A 19,983-nucleotide genomic window follows, 5' to 3' on the forward strand; every position below is an offset into this window, starting at 1 on the left:
ATGGTATTTCTAAATTTTAAACCTATTTTTAAAGAAAATTTTGTGAAATTTTCTCAGGAATATAACTAACAACAACGATCAAATTTGCGTTATTGGCTTTATAGTTCTCACTTTTCTCTATTCTAATTGAGAACCAACTCACAAAAAAATAGTAGACAAATAAAAATGCACTTCAATTATTAGTGATAACAATTGAAGTGCATGATAAGTTTTTAATTCTTTTTAGTTAACTCATAGAGAGACTATTTTTGAAGTTATCTAATTAAATTTTACCCTGCTGGATCTGTTTGATTAACTCCTCGATCCAGTAGACAGTATGATCTACTTTAGCGGTCACATATTCCCCTATAAACTCTATAAGATTCTCGTTTTCTTCATCTACTTCAACCTTCTTTTTAAAATCTTTAAGATTCGTCCATTGAGTACGAATACATTCTGATTTCTTTTGAAGTATATTAATAACTCGATCACGATCGACATATTTGATATTGGCTATGCCTATCACCATATCACTTATTTCATTAGCATTTTCTAACAGTTTGTATATTTTTTTAGGAAGTTCTTCGCGTCCTTTATCCGTAATCGCAAAGACTTGTTTATCTGGACGATGTTCTTCCTTTATTATTTCAATTTGTTCGACCAATCCCTGTTTGACCAATGATTCAAAATGATAATAAAGTTTGCTTTCTGTCATTCCACCTAATTGATCCAATGGTATAGGCTCTGAAATCTGCTTTTTTAATTTATAAGGATAATTATTATCCTCCATTAGTTTGCTTAATATAAAGATTTGGATAGCCATTTGTAAGCTCCTTCAGCATAATTACCCTTATTTTAACAAAATCAAGCAAATATTTCAGCAGTCTTTTCATATTCAGTTTCAGTAATTGTTTCTTTTTTCTCTATTGGTACCGCTTTGTGGATGAATGCGACAATTAAAATGTTAATAATCATAGCACCCGCACCCACTGCCACCATTGACCAAATATATGGCGCTGGACTAATGCTGCCATAAAGGTTCGCAAAGTATGCTTGCACGGAGTAATACATTGGTGAAATATAACTCATCCATTCATATGGTACATGCATCATATCTCGGGATATGGTCGCGCCATTTGCGATTGTTTGCATTAATAAGATTGGTAAGTTTAAAATCATACCGCCCTCACCGACTAAGAAGATTAAAATCGCGGTAAAGTTGAAACAGACCATATAATTTAATATTTGCTGGCCAGCTATACCTAAGAATAAGCTACCACTTGGCTCATTAACTAAATAGGCAACGCCTGTGGCAAGCAATGCTGAAACAACGGCAATTAATAAGGCAGTTAATTGTACATACACAAATAGTCTTGTTTTACTTGCTTTTCCACGATTTGCTTTAAAAGCACCAACTAATTGCATTGCTCCAATCATCGCTCCAACATACCCAGCCATAGTCAGGAACATAGGCAGCATCGTATGGTGCATCCCATCTGGAACATCGTTAATCGTAACAACATTACCTACATATTTCGTTTCAATCTGATTCGCTAATTCAGCGGCTTGTTTCTCCGGTACGTTTAAATTCATTAAAACACCCTGAGCAGTTTGCTCGGAAAATTGTGTGCTTATCTGGTTGTTAATTTGTGTCACAATTGAATTCATACTGGAGGATACAACTGTCGCTCCTGCTTCATTCATTGTAAAGTCTATACTTGATGATGTTTGTCCTTTTTGTATATCCTCAGAGAATGTTGCAGGAATATGAACAACTAAAGCTAAATCATTTTTCTCTAACTCTTTTAAAGCTTCTTTATTCGTTAAATCAGTTGCAATCTCCTTAAACGGTAAACTGCCTTTTAATTGATCGGCAATTTTTGCCCCTTGTTCCCCTGCATCGTCATTAACAATGGCAATTGGTAATTTATCGATATTTCCTGTTATTGCTGTATATCCAGGCAAGAAAATGCCTAACATTGCGATAGAATAGAATATCCCCATAAATATGGCGGCGATGGCACCTTTGTTTTTTAAGAATTGAGTAAATTTCATGTATTGTATCCTCTCTTATGTAAAAATGAACTTTAAATAAACTACTTTAATTAGAGTAATTAATTTAAAGTATTTTTATAGCTTAATGGATTCTTTTGGCAAAGTCAACATATAAATACATATTTCTATCTTTGTAAACCTAATAGGCCGCATGTATGATTCTTCTTAATTTCTAAAAATATAGCTATTCTTTGTAGTTATCATGACCTACTACTATTTTTCTTCACTAATTTGGAACAGACAAAAGTATAACTTTTTACTCTGTTAAAAACACTCTAATTAAAGTAACTTGTATAGGAACAGAACCTTTTTCGCCTGTTTAGTCGATTTTTCTTTAAACGTGATTTCGACTACAAAGTTTTTCTTGTTACCTATTTTGAAGGAGGATGGAAGTTTATGAATAAAGAAATCATTCCTATTAAAGAGATCACTGAGTTCCAATCGCGTTCGGAGGAATTTTTTCCTGTTGGTTGGTACAAAGAAATGCTAGAAAAGCATCCTGTTTATTATCATGAAAAAACAAATACATGGAATGTATTTAAATATGAGGACGTAAAACAGGTATTAAGCAATTATGAGTACTTTTCAAGTGAAGGCGAACGGACAACCATCTTTGTGGGAGCCAGTCACAAAGAACAAAAGCCTTCATCTCTTTCAAATCTTACAATGGTGGACCCTCCCGATCACAGGAAAATTCGCTCCTTATTGGCAGCAGCGTTCACTCCCCGAAGTCTGAAGAATTGGGAACCTCGTATTCAACAAATTGCTACAGAATTGGTAGAAAGCATTCAAGAAGATACCACTATCGATATCGTTGAATCGTTGGCCGCTCCCTTACCCAGCTTGGTTATAGCTGATTTATTTGGAGTACCTGTCCAGGATCGACACCAATTTAAAAAATGGGTGGATATTCTTTTCCAGCCTTATGACAAGGAAAGATTGGATGATATTGAGCTTGAAAAGCAAAGGGCAGCACAAGAATACTTTCAATTTCTCTACCCCGTTGTCGTCCAAAAGCGTAAAAGCCTTTCAGATGATATTATATCTGACTTGATTCAGGCTGAAGTGGATGGTGAAACATTATCAAATGAGGAAATTGTAGAGGCCACTATGCTTCTTTTAGGTGCAGGAGTTGAAACAACAAGTCATGCGATTGCCAATACATTTTATTCTTTGCTTTATGATGATGAGTCCATATATGGAGATTTGCGTAATCATATAGAATTAGTTCCAAATACCGTTGAGGAAATGCTTCGATATCGATTTCAAATGTCAAGAAGAGACCGAACCGTTAAACAGGATAATGAATTATTAGGACATACGTTAAAAAAAGGCGATGTCGTTATTGCCTGGATGAGTGCATGCAATATGGATGGAGATGTATTTGAAAACCCTTTTTCAATCGACATTCGCCGCTCAAATAATAAAAAGCATTTAACATTTGGAAGCGGCCCACACTTTTGCTTAGGAGCACCTCTGGCCAGATTGGAAATGAAGCTGGCATTAGAAGCATTCGTACAAAAATTTTCTAGAATCGAACCAGTAGATGGATACGAACTGGAGGACCATTTAACTGCTTCAGCTACTGGACAATCGTTAACTTATCTACCATTAAAGGGATATAAATAATAGTAAACAAACTTATAACAAAACAAAAAAGGGGAACAACAGATGCATCTGTTGTTCCCCTTTTCATAACCTGAATCGTTAATACAATCCTATCAAAAAGTACCTGCTGACCATCCTTTATTTAACGGTTGCCAGCAGGTACGAATCATTATTTTGCTAACAAATAATCTACTAGCTTGGCTTTTGGTTTACCGAAGATTTCTTCTTCCAGTCTTCGTCCAGTTGGAGTTGCAGCAAGACCGCCTTCTGCTGTTTCACGTAAAGCAGATGGCATAGATTTTCCAATTTCATACATCGCACTGATTACTTCATCACATGGAATCCGACTTGTTACTCCTGCCAATGCCATGTCAGCAGCTGTGATTGCATTGGAAGCCCCCATTGCATTTCGTTTAACGCATGGAACTTCAACCAACCCTGCCACCGGATCACAAACTAGACCGAGCATATTTTTCATGGTAATCGCAAAAGCTTCTGCAGATTGCTGCGGAGTTCCGCCAGCCATTTCAACAATAGCGGCTGCAGCCATTGCGCTGGCAGAACCTACTTCTGCCTGACAACCACCGGCTGCACCAGAAATCGATGCATTATTAGCTACTACAAATCCGAAAGCAGCTGTCGTAAATAAGAATTCAATCATTTCCATGCGCGTCGGATTCAACTTTTCTTTAACGGCAAATAATGTACCGGGAACGACCCCAGCTGATCCTGCTGTCGGTGTTGCACAAATCACACCCATAGCCGCATTTACTTCATTGGTTGCCACGGCTTTGCTGACTGCATCTAATAATAAATGCCCGGAAAGTGATTTACCTGAATTAATATAGTTTTGTAGCAATACGGCATCTCCTCCGGTTAATCCAGAATGAGATTTAACACCGTTAAGACCTCTTTCTACCGCCTGTTCCATAACAGTCAGATTTTGATCCATTTGAGCGATAATGTCTTCTCTTGATCGCTCAGATACTACCATTTCCTGTCGAATCATGATTTCAGCAATTTTAACATTGTTGGATTGTGCCAGCTCGACAAGCTCAGCCACATTTCGAAACATATCTTTTACTCCTCCTGAAATATCAGTATTTAATTTTCCATACGAATGATCTGGTTTACGTTTGGCAGAGAACTTAGTTCAGCGAATACTCCGTCTCCCAGCTTTTGATCCATTTCAATTACCATAATGGCGATGTCTCCACGTTCTTTACGAGAAACCTCCATATGGCTGATATTGATCTCATATTTAGCTAATACACTCGTGACAGAGGATATCAGTCCAAATTGGTCCCTATGAATAACGAGTATAGCCGGTTGTCCGCCTGACAGTTTTAATTTAAACGAATTTATTTCAATGATCTCAATCGTTCCCCCACCAATGGAGATACCGACCAATTCTAACTTTTTATCTTCATCATCAAACAGATTTATCTTTACAGTATTCGGGTGTTCGGTAACAGCCTCTTCTACCAGGAACTGAACCTCCATTCCCGCTTGTTCCGCCCATTTATAGGCATCAGGTATTCTTTCATCAAAGGTGTCAAAATCCAATAGACCAGCAATTAAGGCTAAATCAGTTCCATGCCCTTTATAGGTTTTTGCAAAAGAACCGTACAATGAAATAATTGCTCTCTTTGGTTGTTTACCAAAAATAGTTCGGGCGGACCGACCAATCTTGGCAGCACCTGCTGTATGTGAACTCGATGGTCCAATCATGACCGGACCAATTATATCAAATGCTGATCGATACTTCATTATGTTTTTCTCCTTTTTCCAACTTACTTTTTAGATATTAACTTTACTTGCTTTATTTCATTTGATAATCGATTTGATACTCAATTTGTGTTCTTATTTTTTGCAGATAATTATAGATTGTAAACTTCGACACCCCTAAAACCGATGCTAAATAATCAGTGGAACCTTTAATTAAGAATGCTCCTTTTTCCTGCAATAAACGCACACATTCTATTTTTTCATCAAGACTCAGCATCGAAGGCGCTTTATTAAAGCCAGTTAAAACTTGGTCGACCATATCTTGGATTACTTCCTGTACGGTATTATAAAAAGTTTCGGATTTCTCTTCGGTTTCGGTAAATGAGATGAAATCCTGAATCTCTGTTTCGTATTGAATCATCATAGTAATATCATAATTAATGCAAAGTGCTCCAATTACATTGTCTCCTTCATCCCGTAGAAAAATGGTTGAGGACTTCATTGTAATCCCATTTGGCAATTTGGTTTTATAGTTTGGAAGATCTTCAATAGTGGATAGAGGCTTTGTCAATTCATTTAATACCAAATCCGTACTTGGACTGCCCATTTCTCTTCCTGTAACATTTCCAGCTAAATAAACAAGCGACTTTTTTAAATCCGCAAAATCATGTACCGCTACTTCACAGCGCGGTCCAAACATTTTCACAAGCATATCTGCTGTGCGTATCGCCATATTAAAAATCGGTGCATTTGGATCTTGCCTCATACTCTCACTCCCATACGCAAACGTTTTCAAATTATTCTAAAAAATAAATAGCAAACATAAATGTATTTATTTGGTAACGTGGATATCATAACATAAATTTAGGGGAATTAAAATAAAATTGTAATGGTTACAAAAATATTGTAATAGAATTTGAATAACTATTGAGCACTCCGTTATTCACCTTGCTAGATTGGTATTCAAACGTAAAAACACCAAAAAGACCAATCGTTGTATCCGATTAGCCTTCTATCAGTGGGAAACTATTTATATCAGTTAAAACATTTAATCTTAATGGTTACAATTCTATTTGAAGTTACTAAGAACCGATTACAGGTATTCTTTTTCAATCTTTACTGTACTGCGAACCGTATCGATTGGACGTACGATGCTTTCAATATCATTTCGCTTCTCTTCCAAAAACGGTGGCAAGGATAATTTTTCTCCAAGAGTTTCATACGGTTCATCTTCCATAAAACCAGGACCGTCCGTAGCAAACTCAAATAAAATATGCGGAGCTACTTTTGAATAGAGTGAACCAAAATAGTAACGTTCTACATAACCGGAGTTTGGAATCTTACTATTTTGCAAACGTCTTTGCCAATCTTCTAACTCAGAGCGATCCTTCACACGAAATGCCACATGATGGATGGTGCCAAATCCTTGTTGTGCCTGAGGAAGCGTTGTATTGTGCTCAATAATAACCTGTGCCCCATTCCCTCCTTCACCCATTTCAAATAGATGATAAGATTCGTTGTTATCTATCTCTCTGAACAATAAAACCTCTTCCAGTAGTTGTTTAAAATAATCGAAATAGGAAGTACGCACAAATATAGGGCCCAATCCTGTAATCGCGTATTCCAAAGGAACAGGTCCCTTTTGCCAAGGTGTTCCCGATGCGACCCCCACATTGTTCTCATCTGAGATAAGTTGGTAGTGTTGATCATCAAAATCTGTAAAAGACACTGTCTTTTTGCCAAATTGCTCTTTTATCCCCATATGGTGTACATCATATTTATCAAGCCTTTTCACCCAATACTCAAGAGCTGCATCATTGGGTACTCGGAATGAAGTTTTTGCAATTTCATTTGTTCCATGAAACCCTTTAGGTATACCAGGGAAATCAAAGAAAGTCATATCTGTCCCAGGAGCTCCGGTATCATCTGTGAAATATAAATGATACGTTTTAATATCATCCTGGTTTACCGTTTTCTTCACTAACCGCATCCCCAAAACTATTGTAAAAAATTCATATATTTTTTCTGCGCTGCTCGTAATTGCCGTTACATGATGTAATCCTTTTAATTCGTTCAATTTTATTTTCCTTCCTCCTTAGATTTTTATCTCGAATTCAAGATATTTAGCAAAAAAGTAGAGTGCTCCCACTCTTCTATTTACCCATCTAGAAATCTAGCCTCTATTTTTTATTTCCTCTAAAAGGGTCTATTCAAACTTATACTGCCGGATTAATCTCTAATTCTACCTGAATTTTAATGTCTTTTCCTATTAATACGCCACCTGTTTCAAGTGCTGTGTTCCAAGTAAGGCCGAATTCTTCACGGTTAATTTTTGCTTCTGCTTCGAAACCGTATACTTCAACGCCCCAAGGATTCTTCCCTTTACCGCCAAATTCCACATCAAATGTTACTAGTTTTGTTACATCCTTTATAGTTAAATCACCTGTTACTTGATAGTCATCCCCATCTCGGGTTATGCTTTTAGATTTAAATTCTATGGCCGGATATTTTTCCACATCAAAAAACTCGGCAGATTTCAAGTGGGCGTCCCGATCCTCTGAATATGTGTTAATACTCGCTGTATCAAATTGAAAGGCAATCTTAGCTGTTGTCAGATCTGTTAAATCTGCTGCTTCAATATCTGCTGTGTAAGATTCAAATTGTCCTTTTACCTTTGATACCATCATATGTTTCACTGCAAATCCTACTGATGAATGAGATTGATCTACTGTCCATTTAGCCATTTTTATTCCTCCAATATATTTTATCTTGAATTCAAGATTTTATTCAAAAATAATTTATCTCGAATTCGAGATTTAAGTAATTAAGGATAAATTTAACACGCGTTCATAATCTTGTCAACTAAGTATTTATTTTTATTTTCAACCTGTAGGTGATCTCGGACCCTTATCAATTTATGCAAATCATACAAGTAATATAATTACCAAGAGCATAATTCTGAAATTAAAGTAGTGAGTCCATATTTTTCTCAAGTAGTTTAATGCTTTTAATTGAGAACCAAAAGGCCCTATGCCATTTCAATCATGTTAACCTAATAAAAAACCTTGTATAGACACAAAGAACGCATATAAAAAACCACCTATACCCAACCATCCATATGATTTTCGTCCTTTTTGAAATTCTTCTAGTCCAACCACCAACATCATTACGCCCAGGAAGAATGTTATAAAGGGTGAGCTTTCGTAGTTTTCTGTTATGAATGCATAAATGATAAATAATAAAGTTATGGTAGAAAAAACGCAGCGTAAAATTTTTAACACGTTGCAGCACTCCTTGTGCTCCTAAGATAGATAGTCCTCTGCCTACCATATAAAACAATTCGACAACCACTAGTTTTATACCTTCTTCCATCGAAACCTGTCTACTTATACCTTTTTTCAAGACACTGTATGATTACTTACTTACCATAGAAATAGGTATTCAGAGGATAATAAATGAGGACCGGCTATCCATGAATATTTTTTAAAGATTTAATAGATTGTATAATCTTTCCCCACTGTATGGCACCACCTCTAATAACCAGTTAATTTAGCCTTCGTAAATTATTATTTCAATATAATAAAAAGGTCTACACGTATAACATAAAAAAATAATGTTTCTTCCTTGTTTCATAAACGTTTACCACATTCAGAATGTAAGGGGATACATTATAAATAAGTTTTATAAACTGATTCAGACTAGATATATTAAGGTTTTTGTTACCCTTCATGTAGACACTCTTTTTCCAAAAAATAATCACTTATAAAAAAATAAATAACATAAAAAATACAAATTACTTACACGAGAAGAAATATTTTGTTATAGTGGAAAACAGACTGACTGGTTGGTATGGTGGAGGTGTACTAACAGGAGGGATAGAAAAATCGCTGATTTTATACAGGTGCGATCGACTATTCTGCCAAAAGGATATACAGGTGTTGGATCTACGAAACAAGTAAAAGTTTCGTCTTCTCACCATATTAAAATAGAAAGAACTAAGATTCTACTTGCGAATACTGGATTTATCTCAAATTATAATAATTAATGCCCAAGTGGAATGATTAAAAACGAATCAATGACTAAAGAAACATAGTGATAAGACTTGCTTGCCTTTTAACAAATATGGGTGCGTGATGTTACTCCATTTATAGTTCAATATGTATGTTTATGAGAGTCTGGTTTAATTGAGAGAATTTTATAATCAAAGGTTTTGTCGAATCTTTTTTCGGAATATTCTGGATTTTTCTATTTCTTTAGTGATGAGACTTCCAATGAAGGGGAACTTTTCTTTACAAAAGTGACCCCACTCGAGAGCAATCTCGTATAGTTTAAATAATTATTTTTAGAGGAGTTAGAACAAGTGAATAAACAAATCAAAACGGGACCGATTATGGCTGCCCTTCTAGTAGCAGGCTTTGTCGGACTTTTTAGTGAAACAGCTTTAAATATAGCATTAGGCGAATTGAGCCAGATTTTTAGTGTGGATGCTACAACCATCCAATGGCTGGCAACAGGCTACTTTTTAACACTAGGTATTTTAGTACCAGTTACAGGTATTCTAATGCAAAAATTCTCAACACGCCAAATGTTCATGGCGTCTTTATTTTTCTCCATTATCGGAACAGTTTTAGCTGCAGTGGCACCAGTATTTAGTGTACTTCTAATAGCTCGTGTCATTCAGGCAGCAGGGTTGGCTATTATTCTACCGTTAACACAAAGTGTTATTTTCACTATATTCGCGCCAAATAAACGTGGAGCGGCCATGGGAACAATGGGATTAGTTATTCTAGCAGGCCCAGCTTTTGGACCAACACTAGCCGGGATGATTTTAGATACCTTATCTTGGAATTGGATTTTCTGGTTTACCATTCCATTCTTATTATTCTCTTTAATCTTTGGCTATAAATTTATTCCAAACGTCAATGAAATCCGCAATGTATCCATTGATATTTTATCCGTCGTATTATCCACAATTGGATTTGGTGGTGTTGTATATGGCGTGAGCGTGGGTGGAGAACTAGGATGGACAAGTGCAACCGTATTAGGATGCATTATTGTTGGCTTAATTGCATTGGTATTATTCTGTATTCGTCAAACGAAGATGGAACACCCTATGTTAAATTTAAAAGCATTTAAGTATCCAATGTTCGTCTTAGGTCTTGTAATGAATATTATTACTTTCCTTAATATGCTATCAATGCTTGTTGTTTTACCGATGTATATGCAAATGGCCCTTATCGTTTCAGCGTTTGTTACAGGATTAATCATGCTTCCTGGTAGTTTAATTAACTGTATTCTAGCTCCAGTAATCGGGAAACTATTTGATAAATATGGACCACGTGCTGTTATCACTCCAGGTACAATCCTTGTTGTGATTGGATATGCTCTCTATGCCATGTATGGAACAGACACAGCCCTTTGGGTAATGGTTCTTACACACATCGTCATGATGCTTGGTGTTGGTATGGTCTTGGCTTCCGTTCAAACAAATACATTGAACGCATTACCTAGGCAATATTTCCCAGACGGTATTGCAATCACGCAAACTTCTCAGCAAGTAGCCGGCGCAATCGGGATTGCAGTTATGGTTTCACTTTTCTCTATGAAACAAGCTGATTATTTATCAGGTGCAGCTGCTGATCTATCGACTGCTGCAGCTACAGGTTCAGCATTTGTATTTAAGATCAGTTTAATCTTAGCTATTATAAATGTCGTTCTTTCTTTCTTCTTGAAAAAAACACAATAAATAGAAGAATCATAGAAACGAACTCTATAGAATAAACTAAATACGCTAACACCTTTTTAATCCTCTGCGATTCAATAGGTGTTAGCGTATTTTATTTATAAAGAATTACCTGTGTCCCTCTTTACGGGCTTGTATATATCCATAATAAGAACACGTTCCATTTTGTGATAAGTCTTTAACCCTAAATTCGCATTTTTCATAGAAACTGAAATTAGTAGCTGAAGTATGTGCAAACCAATCCCCATGTAGAAGTTTTTGAACACAAAGTTCTACTAATTTTTTACCAATCCCCTTTCCGCGATATTCAGATAAAACGACTAAATCCATAATATTTGCGGCCATTATTTTATCTGAAATGACTCTTACCATACCAATCATTCGATTAGAATCCCATACAGTAAACGCCCAAGTGGAATTTTCGAATATTAATGAGAACTTCTCTTTCTGCCAAGTTGGAGTATTTCGTGCCCACCCGGCATCTTCAAATAAAGATTCCACACTTGTCAGCTGGAACCCCTTCTGTCCCCTCCCGGATGACTAAGTGGTTAAAATATTGGTACATATCTTCCCCCTTTGTATCTATTCTCATTTATACCATAATACCAGAATTTTACTTAATCATTACAATAAAAAAGAGACTCTTGAAAAGATAATCTTTTTAAGAGTCTCCTTCTTTCTATATCCAACCAATCCAATTCATCTAACGTTGGTTGTCCTTAATAAATTCTACAGAATTTATTTTTTTTCGTCGTATTCAGAACGAGCATAATCATCATCGTCATGATCGTCTTCTGCTTCAATGGTACCTGTTCTACCTTTTACCGTAATTGTTTTCAAAAGGTTATCTGAAGTTTTAATCTCCACATCGTATTCGTATTCAGAACGGGAAATATGATCATCTTCCAGATTGAATTCTTTTTGAACGCTGATCACTTCTCCATCAACTTGTTTCAAAGCTATTTCTTTAATCTCTTTTTCTGTATAGTTGTCATTCTTATTCGCATAGTAATACCCCATACCAATATAACCGCCAACAACTACTAATCCAAGAACAACTATTGCAATAAAGCCGCCTATTATTTTCTTTTTATTTTCCACAAACATGTTTTTGTATTTTGTTAACATTTCTATCTCTCCTTTTTATCGTTTGTATTTATTTTCCTTTTTCAGTAAACCTTCAAACTGGTCCAATTGGTCATTATGTTGATGTTAACTTTACGAACAACCAGAGACCATTTGACCAGAACCGGTACCAATTATCATTACATAATTAGGTCGACTCTCCCCCTGTCTTTTATTCTTTTCCTTAACCTTGACTTCATCATAATGGGTAAACATTAAAGGAACATTAATAGAGGAGAAATGAGTTCTCATTTTTTTTTAATAAACATGCATTATAGTAAGATATATATAATAGGAAGAAAAGGAGAATAAACATGCGGATTCTCATAGTCGAAGACGAAAAAGATTTACAGAACGTTCTCGCAAACCGATTGAAAGTGGAAAATTACAGTGTGGACGCATGTGGAAATGGGGCTGATGCACTCGATTTTATTTCCATGGCTTCTTATGATTTGATTGTATTGGATATTATGATTCCAGAAGTAAATGGGCTGGAAGTTTTGCAGCATATAAGAGCTGAAGGAAATCGTACTCCTGTTTTATTGTTAACCGCAAAAGATACCATTGAAGATCGGGTCAAAGGACTGGATTTAGGAGCAGACGATTATTTAATCAAACCATTTGCCTTCGATGAATTACTGGCCAGGGTACGGGTGTTAATGCGCCGACAATCAGGCAACACATCCAACGTTTATGAGATAGGCGATTTAACAGTGGACTGCAATACCCATAAGGTCACACGGCAGGATAAGAATATTGACCTTTCCAGTAAGGAGTTTGCGATATTGGAATATATGATTCGCAATAAAGATATCGTATTGTCTCGGGAAAATATTGAGCAACATGTTTGGAATTATGATTATGAGGGCGGTTCGAATATCGTTGATGTTTATATTCGTTATTTAAGAAAGAAAATAGATAATGATTTTGAGATTAAGCTAATCCATACCGTAAGAGGATCCGGCTACGTACTGAGGGAAGAATCATGAGAAAACTATCTATCAAAATGAAAATCACTCTTTGGTATACAGGCCTGATAGTGATCATTATGGCATTGGTATTGAGTATTATTTTAGCCTCTTCAGATAAAATTCTATTGTTAAACATCCAGGATCAACTTGAGGAATCTGTAAAAGAAGGCCTTAGAGATATAGAATATGAAAACGGTCAGTTAGAGATAGATAATGATTTTGAGTATTTTGATGATGGGGTCACTCTTTTAATTTATGATAAAAACGGCGTCCTACTGGAAGGCAATATTCCAGCCGGATTTGATGGAAATACACCGATAAGCAAGGATAGTTTTCAAACAATTAACCAGAATGGACAGGAATGGCTATTATATGATCATCCATATAAAAAATGGGATGAAGAGATATGGATTCGTGGCGTTTATCAATTAGACCAATTATCGTCAGCTATGAACACCATTTTACTTGTGACGCTGGTTGCTTTCCCATTCCTTATTATTGTAGCGGGTTTGGGTGGGTATTATATTACGAAAAGGGCATTTCGACCCGTGCAACAAATGATTGACACAGTCAGCGAAATCAATGATGGACAAGATTTATCAAAACGAATTAACCTAAAGGGATCAAATGATGAAATTCATGCTTTGTCCCAGACCTTTGATCGAATGTTCGATAGACTGCAATCTGCCTTTGAGAATGAAAAACAATTTACATCTGATGCCTCTCATGAATTAAGGACACCTACCTCAGTCATCATCTCGCAATCTGAATATGCCTTGTCTCAACTTGATGAATCGAAAGAAGTAAAAGAATCCTTAGAGGTCATTTTAAAACAATCAAAAAAAATGTCCTCTCTGATCTCACAGCTTCTTTTGCTGGCAAGGGTCGATCAAAAGAACATGGATCACTTTGTTTTTGAACGGATTAATATAAGCGAGCTGACAGAAATGGTGGCAGAAGAATTAACCTATACGGCAGAACAAGCTGGGATTGATATACGTACGGAACTAGAGGATAATCTTTTCATCGAGGCTGATCAAACATTACTCATGAGACTGCTCATGAACTTAATCACAAATGCCATTGCCTATGGTAAACCTGAAGGATATGTACAGATTAAATTATATCAGAAGGATGACCGTGTCATTGGTGAAATATCGGATAACGGGATTGGCATTAGCCCAGAGCATATCCATAAAATTTGGGATCGTTTTTATCGTGTGGATCCATCGAGAACTTCAACAGCCAATGGCAATACAGGACTTGGTTTATCCATTGTAAAATGGATTGTGGACTTACACGGCGGAACCATCAATATATCCAGTAAAGCAAACAAAGGCAGTACATTTACATTTTGCTTACCGATGAAAAGACTAAAATAAAGCTTTTAACGTGTTGGTATTTAAACAATCTGTTAAACAGCTTAGAGCAACCCTAATTTTTAAGAGGCACCTTCTATATAGAGGTGCCTCTTAAAGTATTAAAACTTGATGAAGTTAATCAATTGGCTCCAATTCATCTTCAGTGACCCATTTATGATTGGTTACTTCTTCTCCACCTGTTGTTGGCTTGTAGTCTATCATATATACAATCGTTGGTTTAGCTGACTCAATCACTACAGTGGTATCTTTCAAGCCTTCCATATGAGAAGCAGTCGTTACTGCTTCCGTACCAGGCTCTAAGGGTTCCTTTCCACTATCCTTGAGTTCTTCATGAATAATCCATTTATGATTATCTACTCTTTCTCCACCCGTAGCCGGAGTGTAAGAAACACTATAAGCAGTAGTATTATAGGCTCCAATTATGGTAGCTTCTGCACCAATCATGCCATCCATATGTCCATCTCTAAGAATGACTTTGCTGCCAATTTTATAAGCCGGATTTTCAGCAACCTTTAAACCTTCCGGAACCTCCTCTGAACCTGAATGATCCATTCCAGCATGACTATCCATTTCTTCATCTTTTAGTTCAGTATCATTGTTTAATTCATTATTAATCTCTTGGGTCTCATTTTTCTCATTTGAATCAGCGCAAGCACCTAATACTAAAAAAAGGGCAGCTGCTATAGACAAGAAGCCTAATTTCCTAATCATTTATATCCTCCTTTTAAAAGTCAAAATCACCGAATATTATTCTATTACCCTTTTTTTATCAATTTACCCTGCATTTTCTTTTTTATAAAGGTGATTTTCTAATAGCTAAAAAAGAAAGACAGCATTGCGCTGTCTCCTCTATCCGTTAAAGCTCCAGTTTGTTAACAAGATTATTTTTCTAAAATACAATAAACTTGTTTAGTTCTTTTGTACCAATTCGACATAATAGTTAATTACTCTTCTATTACATTATATTTCTTTAAGATGTTCATTGTAATGCTTTTAGCGTCTGTACTTGTTCCAGCAATATTTGTAGCAAAACTGTACGCCTGATTGCCCGTTTTTATAAAACCAACATACCAGCCTATGCCAGACCCTTGTCCTGTTTTCCCATAAAGAGTATATTCATCACCTTCATTCTGAATCATTATCCGTTTAACGGTTTTCATTACATCCTTATCGAAAGGAAGATTCTCTTTATACAATGCTTCCATAAAAACTGCTTGTTCAAATGGAGATATTTTGAGGGAACTACTTAACCAAAACTGGTCAATCCCTCCACTAATATCCTGGTTGCCATAAGAAATTTTTTGAACCCATTTATCCATTTGATTCTCTCCGATGTCACGGGCCATTGCTTGATAATACCAAACAACAGAATTCCTCATAGCTGAACCCAGCGTGTGATCTTGGTTCCAAATCGGGAGTTCTCGCTCAACACCGTCCCAATATTTTATATCGTATTCACCTTCTACTGCTCCTACTTGCAACCCAATCAGTGAATTAGGAACCTTAAAAGTCGATTGAGGTGCGAATCTTTGATTCGCTCGTTCGTTATTATACACGAGTGTTTTTCCTTTTTTGATATCACGCAATACGACTGTTCCTTCATGGTTTTTAAAAAATTCACCGACCTCAAGTTTCTTAAGTTTCGAATTTTCCTTTGCAGCGTTCACATTATTTATTGATTGCCCACTTAAAATTAATAGAATAACTGCACTTATAAGTGTTAAATAAACTGTTCGATTTCTCATATTCTAGTCCCCTTTCAATATTTATTCATAATACCACATTATACCAAAGTATATATTTGTTTTATTACCTTACATATTAAGAAAATAATGCACTAACCTGTGCGTTTTTCTGCATAAGAAAAGGCCATCCATTAGACAGCCTTGATCTTCTGCTATTGCCCCACTTAATTGATTAAGTAATGCTCATTAACAGCTTTTTTAGCTACATAAAAGAACTTAACAAAGCTCTTGATTTCGAGCAGTCCCCTATTTAGTTAGGTGCAATTATTCAGATAACATGACCAAAATTAGTTACAAACGTAATTTCTAATAATCTAACTGTTTTAAGCTCAATAATAAATCAACATCCGTTATCGTTTTGACTTTATATAAATTTAGTTTTTTATCTATTTCTTTATCCAATGTGTCTGCGTTACTGAATAAATTTCTCACTACATCTAAAGCATAAACTAGAAGAGTTACGCCACCAGCTCCACCTAAATTAACACCTAGACGCTCATTCTCTGATAAATGCGTATCCATTATCTTTTCAACTTCTTTGAAGTACTCTCCTTTAATGAGTATATAATCAGCATTTGCCTTTAGTCCTGCTATGCTAAAAATTCATTTGGATTATATGCTTCATATGGTTCAAAATAATTCATAATAACACCCCATATCTTTAGTAGAATAAAATTTCCTGAAATAAGCCATGATTCGCTAATACAAACACCAGCTTATATTACTTTATCATTGCTAGGATTCATCTATTTAGGGGCCAAAAATAATCATAAATAGCATTAAAAGTATATTTATAATTATGATCAGTTTAGCAAATCGATTTTTCATTGCCAGTATGGAAAATAAGAGGGAACCAAAGAAAGTTGCAATAGCAATTTTAGATGGGGAATAGGGGAAATCTAAAATCCCTGCCATTGGAATATATAAAATAAATACACTTGTTAATATGAATATGGTTAAAAAGAACGTAGCACATTCAACATAAATATAAGTTTTAATTCTTTGCATCTGTGCCTTTTCCATACTATCTATTTTCATGAACACCCTCCCTGTAAAAGCATTATTATATATATATTTCTATAAAGTTAATATCAGTCCTTCTTCTTCTATCCTTGCGCTCTTATAATTTTTAAAGTTATTCCTATCCGCCAATCCCAAAAGCAAATCTATAAATAAGATACAACACCTTCAAAAGTAGATTGATGTTTGTTCCCTCTAATCAGACCTTTAAAATAAAATATATACGAGTTTCTTCTATTATATAGACCTTTCTATAGTAAAAAGCCAGATTCCGATTAGAATCTGGCTTTTTTCTTTAAGATAATCTATTTTTAAAATCCGTATAATCAAATTTGTGAAGGATACGGCAATCTCCGTCCTGATCCTGTACAGCAATTGTCGGCAAGGCCATTCCATTAAAGGTATTATTTTTAACCATTGAATAAATCGCCATATCTCCAAAAACCAATCGATCATTACTTTTTAATGGCTGATCAAATGAGTAATCTCCGATTACATCGCCAGTTAAACAAGTTGGTCCACCTAATCGATACGTATAGGGTTTTTCACCTGCTTCGCCACTGCCGAAAAGCGGCGGACGATAAGGCATTTCGAGAACATCCGGCATATGACAGGAAGCAGATGTATCGAGGATGGCAATCTCCACATCATTCTTGAGAGTGTCAAGAACTGTTGTCACCAGATATCCGGCATTAAGAGCAACTGCTTCACCCGGCTCCAGATAAACCTCTAAACCATACTTCTCTTGCATACGCGTAATACATTCCTCGAGCAAGGCAATATTATAGCCCTCTTTTGTAATATGGTGTCCCCCGCCAAAATTAATCCATTGCATACGCGGCAACCATTCACCAAATTTTTCTTCAATCGCATCCAGTGTTTGTGCTAACGCATCTGAGTCCTGCTCACAGAGGGTATGGAAATGTAACCCTGATACTCCATCAAGCATATCCGGGCGAAACTCCTCAGCCGTGATACCAAACCTGGATCCTCTTGTACATGGATCATAGATTTCATGGCCATCTTGAGTCGAACATTCGGGATTGATTCGAAGACCTATACTTTTGCCAGCCTTGCGAACTTTTTCTCCAAATCTCTCAAGCTGCGAAAAGGAATTGAAGATAATATGATCACAAAGGGAGATGATTTCATCAATCTCATCCTCACGATAGGCTGGAGAAAAGACATGATTTTCCTTCCCCATTTCCTCATAGCCAAGCTTGGCCTCATACAATCCGCTTGCTGCTGTCCCACTTAAATACTGGCCAATCAATGGATACATCGCATGCATAGAGAATGCTTTTTGTGCCAGGATAATTTTACATCCGGTCCGGTCCATGACACCCTTTAGTATTTTTAGATTTTTTTCAAGTAGACTTTCATCTACCACATAGCTAGGTGTTGGTAATTGTTCAAAATTCATCTCAGTCTACTAACTCCGGATTAAAGCTTTCTTTCCAAGGAAGTCCCCATTTATTCAATGCTTCCATGAATGGATCTGGATCAAATTCCTCGATATTGAAGACGCCCGGTTTGTTCCATGTTCCGTTCATAACCATCATCGCACCAATCATCGCAGGAACACCAGTTGTATAGGCGACCGCCTGTGATCCAACCTCTTTATAACAAGCTTCATGATCGCAGACATTGTATACGTAGTAGGTCTTATCTTTTCCGTCTTTTTTACCGCGGAAAATACAACCAATATTCGTCTTCCCTTTTGTACGCGGTCCAAGTGAGGAAGGATCCGGAAGAACTGCTTTCAAAAACTGAAGTGGAACAATTTCTTTCCCTTCAAATACAATCGGTTCAATAGATGTCATTCCGACATTTTCAAGACACTTTAAATGAGTCAGATAACTTTGTCCAAAGGTCATGAAGAAACGAATTCGTTTAATACCAGGAATATTTAAAGCAAGCGATTCAATTTCTTCATGGTGTAATAGGTACATATCTTTTTCACCGACTTCAGGGAAATCGTATGTACGTTTAATTTCCATCGGCTCTGTTTCTACCCATTGGCCGTTTTCCCAATAGGACCCGTTTGCCGTAACTTCACGGATATTAATTTCTGGATTAAAGTTTGTCGCAAATGGATATCCATGGTCACCCGCATTACAGTCCAATATATCAATATATTCAATTTCATCGAAATGGTGTTTTAGGGCATGAGCAGAGAATACGCCAGTAACACCCGGATCGAATCCACTACCTAAAAGGGCAGTAATTCCCGCCTCTTCAAAGCGCTCACGGTAATCCCATTGCCATTTATATTCAAATTTCGCTGTATCTTCAGGTTCATAGTTTGCTGTATCCATATAATTTGTTTTAGTAGCGAGACACGCATCCATGATTGTTAAATCTTGATAAGGTAATGCCAAGTTCATCACGATGTCTGGTTTCACTTCTTCTATTAACGCGATTAGTTCATCTACATTGTTAGCATCAACCTGTGCTGTTGTGATTTTAGTTTTTCCGCCATCAAGCTTAGCTTTTAAATCATCGCATTTTGATTTTGTACGGCTTGCAATACAAATCTCTTCAAATACCTCGTTATTTTGTACACATTTGTGGATCGCTACAGAGGCTACTCCACCACAACCAATAATAAGTGCTTTTCCCATTTT

Annotated in this window: 19 protein-coding genes and 1 pseudogene; 4 read left to right on the forward strand and 16 right to left on the reverse strand. The window is 36.2% G+C overall.

Going from position 1 to position 19,983, the window contains the following annotated elements:
* Positions 1–262: 262 nt before the first annotated feature.
* Both AC58NB_RS10390 and AC58NB_RS10395 read right to left on the reverse strand, forming a co-directional pair.
* Complete coding sequence (locus AC58NB_RS10390; protein ID WP_497426756.1) at positions 263–802, reverse strand: PadR family transcriptional regulator; 540 nt, start codon at positions 800–802, stop codon at positions 263–265.
* Between the two features lie 41 nt (positions 803–843).
* Positions 844–2,034, reverse strand: coding sequence for a YhgE/Pip domain-containing protein (locus AC58NB_RS10395; protein ID WP_497426757.1), 1,191 nt, complete (start codon positions 2,032–2,034; stop codon positions 844–846).
* Between the two features lie 396 nt (positions 2,035–2,430).
* On the opposite strand from AC58NB_RS10395, the gene AC58NB_RS10400 reads away from it, so the two are divergent.
* On the forward strand, positions 2,431–3,663 hold the full coding sequence (locus tag AC58NB_RS10400; protein WP_497426758.1) for a cytochrome P450: 1,233 nt from the start codon (positions 2,431–2,433) through the stop codon (positions 3,661–3,663).
* Positions 3,664–3,811: 148 nt separating this feature from the next.
* Here the strand turns inward: AC58NB_RS10400 and sdaAA are convergent, their stop codons facing one another.
* The 6 genes from sdaAA to AC58NB_RS10430 form a co-directional block, all read right to left on the reverse strand.
* Positions 3,812–4,717 carry an L-serine ammonia-lyase, iron-sulfur-dependent, subunit alpha gene (gene sdaAA, locus AC58NB_RS10405; RefSeq protein ID WP_497426759.1) on the reverse strand — a complete coding sequence of 302 codons (906 nt, stop codon included), beginning with the start codon at positions 4,715–4,717 and terminating at the stop codon, positions 3,812–3,814.
* 29 nt (positions 4,718–4,746) lie between these two features.
* Entirely contained in the window at positions 4,747–5,412 is a 666-nt protein-coding gene (gene sdaAB / locus AC58NB_RS10410) for an L-serine ammonia-lyase, iron-sulfur-dependent subunit beta (protein WP_497426760.1), read from the reverse strand.
* Between the two features lie 52 nt (positions 5,413–5,464).
* Positions 5,465–6,136 carry a helix-turn-helix transcriptional regulator gene (locus AC58NB_RS10415; RefSeq protein WP_497426761.1) on the reverse strand — a complete coding sequence of 224 codons (672 nt, stop codon included), beginning with the start codon at positions 6,134–6,136 and terminating at the stop codon, positions 5,465–5,467.
* A 327-nt stretch (positions 6,137–6,463) separates the two neighbouring features.
* A complete protein-coding gene (locus AC58NB_RS10420; RefSeq protein ID WP_497426762.1) occupies positions 6,464–7,447 on the reverse strand; it encodes a ring-cleaving dioxygenase in 984 nt (327 codons plus the stop codon).
* A gap of 139 nt (positions 7,448–7,586) precedes the next feature.
* On the reverse strand, positions 7,587–8,114 hold the full coding sequence (locus AC58NB_RS10425; protein WP_497426763.1) for a YceI family protein: 528 nt from the start codon (positions 8,112–8,114) through the stop codon (positions 7,587–7,589).
* A 303-nt stretch (positions 8,115–8,417) separates the two neighbouring features.
* Positions 8,418–8,651: a DUF3953 domain-containing protein gene (locus tag AC58NB_RS10430; RefSeq protein ID WP_497426764.1), complete on the reverse strand. Its 234-nt coding sequence runs from the start codon at positions 8,649–8,651 to the stop codon at positions 8,418–8,420.
* 1,079 nt (positions 8,652–9,730) lie between these two features.
* On the opposite strand from AC58NB_RS10430, the gene AC58NB_RS10435 reads away from it, so the two are divergent.
* Positions 9,731–11,116 carry a DHA2 family efflux MFS transporter permease subunit gene (locus AC58NB_RS10435; protein ID WP_497426765.1) on the forward strand — a complete coding sequence of 462 codons (1,386 nt, stop codon included), beginning with the start codon at positions 9,731–9,733 and terminating at the stop codon, positions 11,114–11,116.
* A gap of 105 nt (positions 11,117–11,221) precedes the next feature.
* Here AC58NB_RS10435 and AC58NB_RS10440 read toward each other — a convergent pair.
* Both AC58NB_RS10440 and AC58NB_RS10445 read right to left on the reverse strand, forming a co-directional pair.
* Positions 11,222–11,678 (reverse strand): annotated as a pseudogene (locus AC58NB_RS10440) (GNAT family N-acetyltransferase).
* Positions 11,679–11,851: 173 nt separating this feature from the next.
* The gene (locus tag AC58NB_RS10445) at positions 11,852–12,241 is read right to left on the reverse strand and encodes a PepSY domain-containing protein (RefSeq protein WP_497426766.1); all 390 of its coding nucleotides are present in this window, start codon (positions 12,239–12,241) and stop codon (positions 11,852–11,854) included.
* 311 nt (positions 12,242–12,552) lie between these two features.
* Between AC58NB_RS10445 and AC58NB_RS10450 the strand changes: the two genes are divergently transcribed.
* On the forward strand, positions 12,553–13,227 hold the full coding sequence (locus AC58NB_RS10450) for a response regulator transcription factor (protein WP_497426767.1): 675 nt from the start codon (positions 12,553–12,555) through the stop codon (positions 13,225–13,227).
* Positions 13,224–14,591 carry an ATP-binding protein gene (locus AC58NB_RS10455; RefSeq protein ID WP_497426768.1) on the forward strand — a complete coding sequence of 456 codons (1,368 nt, stop codon included), beginning with the start codon at positions 13,224–13,226 and terminating at the stop codon, positions 14,589–14,591. Before AC58NB_RS10450 ends, AC58NB_RS10455 begins: the two co-directional genes overlap by 4 nt.
* 114 nt (positions 14,592–14,705) lie before the next feature.
* Here AC58NB_RS10455 and AC58NB_RS10460 read toward each other — a convergent pair whose 3' ends face one another.
* The 6 genes from AC58NB_RS10460 to AC58NB_RS10485 form a co-directional block, all read right to left on the reverse strand.
* Complete coding sequence (locus AC58NB_RS10460) at positions 14,706–15,302, reverse strand: YdhK family protein (RefSeq protein ID WP_497426769.1); 597 nt, start codon at positions 15,300–15,302, stop codon at positions 14,706–14,708.
* A gap of 233 nt (positions 15,303–15,535) precedes the next feature.
* On the reverse strand, positions 15,536–16,336 hold the full coding sequence (gene blaOXA, locus AC58NB_RS10465; protein WP_497426770.1) for a class D beta-lactamase: 801 nt from the start codon (positions 16,334–16,336) through the stop codon (positions 15,536–15,538).
* Positions 16,337–16,642: 306 nt separating this feature from the next.
* Entirely contained in the window at positions 16,643–16,858 is a 216-nt protein-coding gene (locus tag AC58NB_RS10470) for a hypothetical protein (protein ID WP_497426771.1), read from the reverse strand.
* A 228-nt stretch (positions 16,859–17,086) separates the two neighbouring features.
* Positions 17,087–17,374, reverse strand: coding sequence for a hypothetical protein (locus tag AC58NB_RS10475; protein ID WP_497426772.1), 288 nt, complete (start codon positions 17,372–17,374; stop codon positions 17,087–17,089).
* A 277-nt stretch (positions 17,375–17,651) separates the two neighbouring features.
* Positions 17,652–18,779: a carboxynorspermidine decarboxylase gene (nspC, locus tag AC58NB_RS10480; protein ID WP_497426773.1), complete on the reverse strand. Its 1,128-nt coding sequence runs from the start codon at positions 18,777–18,779 to the stop codon at positions 17,652–17,654.
* Position 18,780: 1 nt separating this feature from the next.
* Positions 18,781–19,980 (reverse strand): saccharopine dehydrogenase family protein, encoded by a 1,200-nt coding sequence (locus tag AC58NB_RS10485; RefSeq protein WP_497426774.1) that lies wholly within the window; start codon positions 19,978–19,980, stop codon positions 18,781–18,783.
* Between the last annotated feature and the right edge of the window lie 3 nt (positions 19,981–19,983).

The organism is Pradoshia sp. TA40_28 (assembly GCF_059694525.1).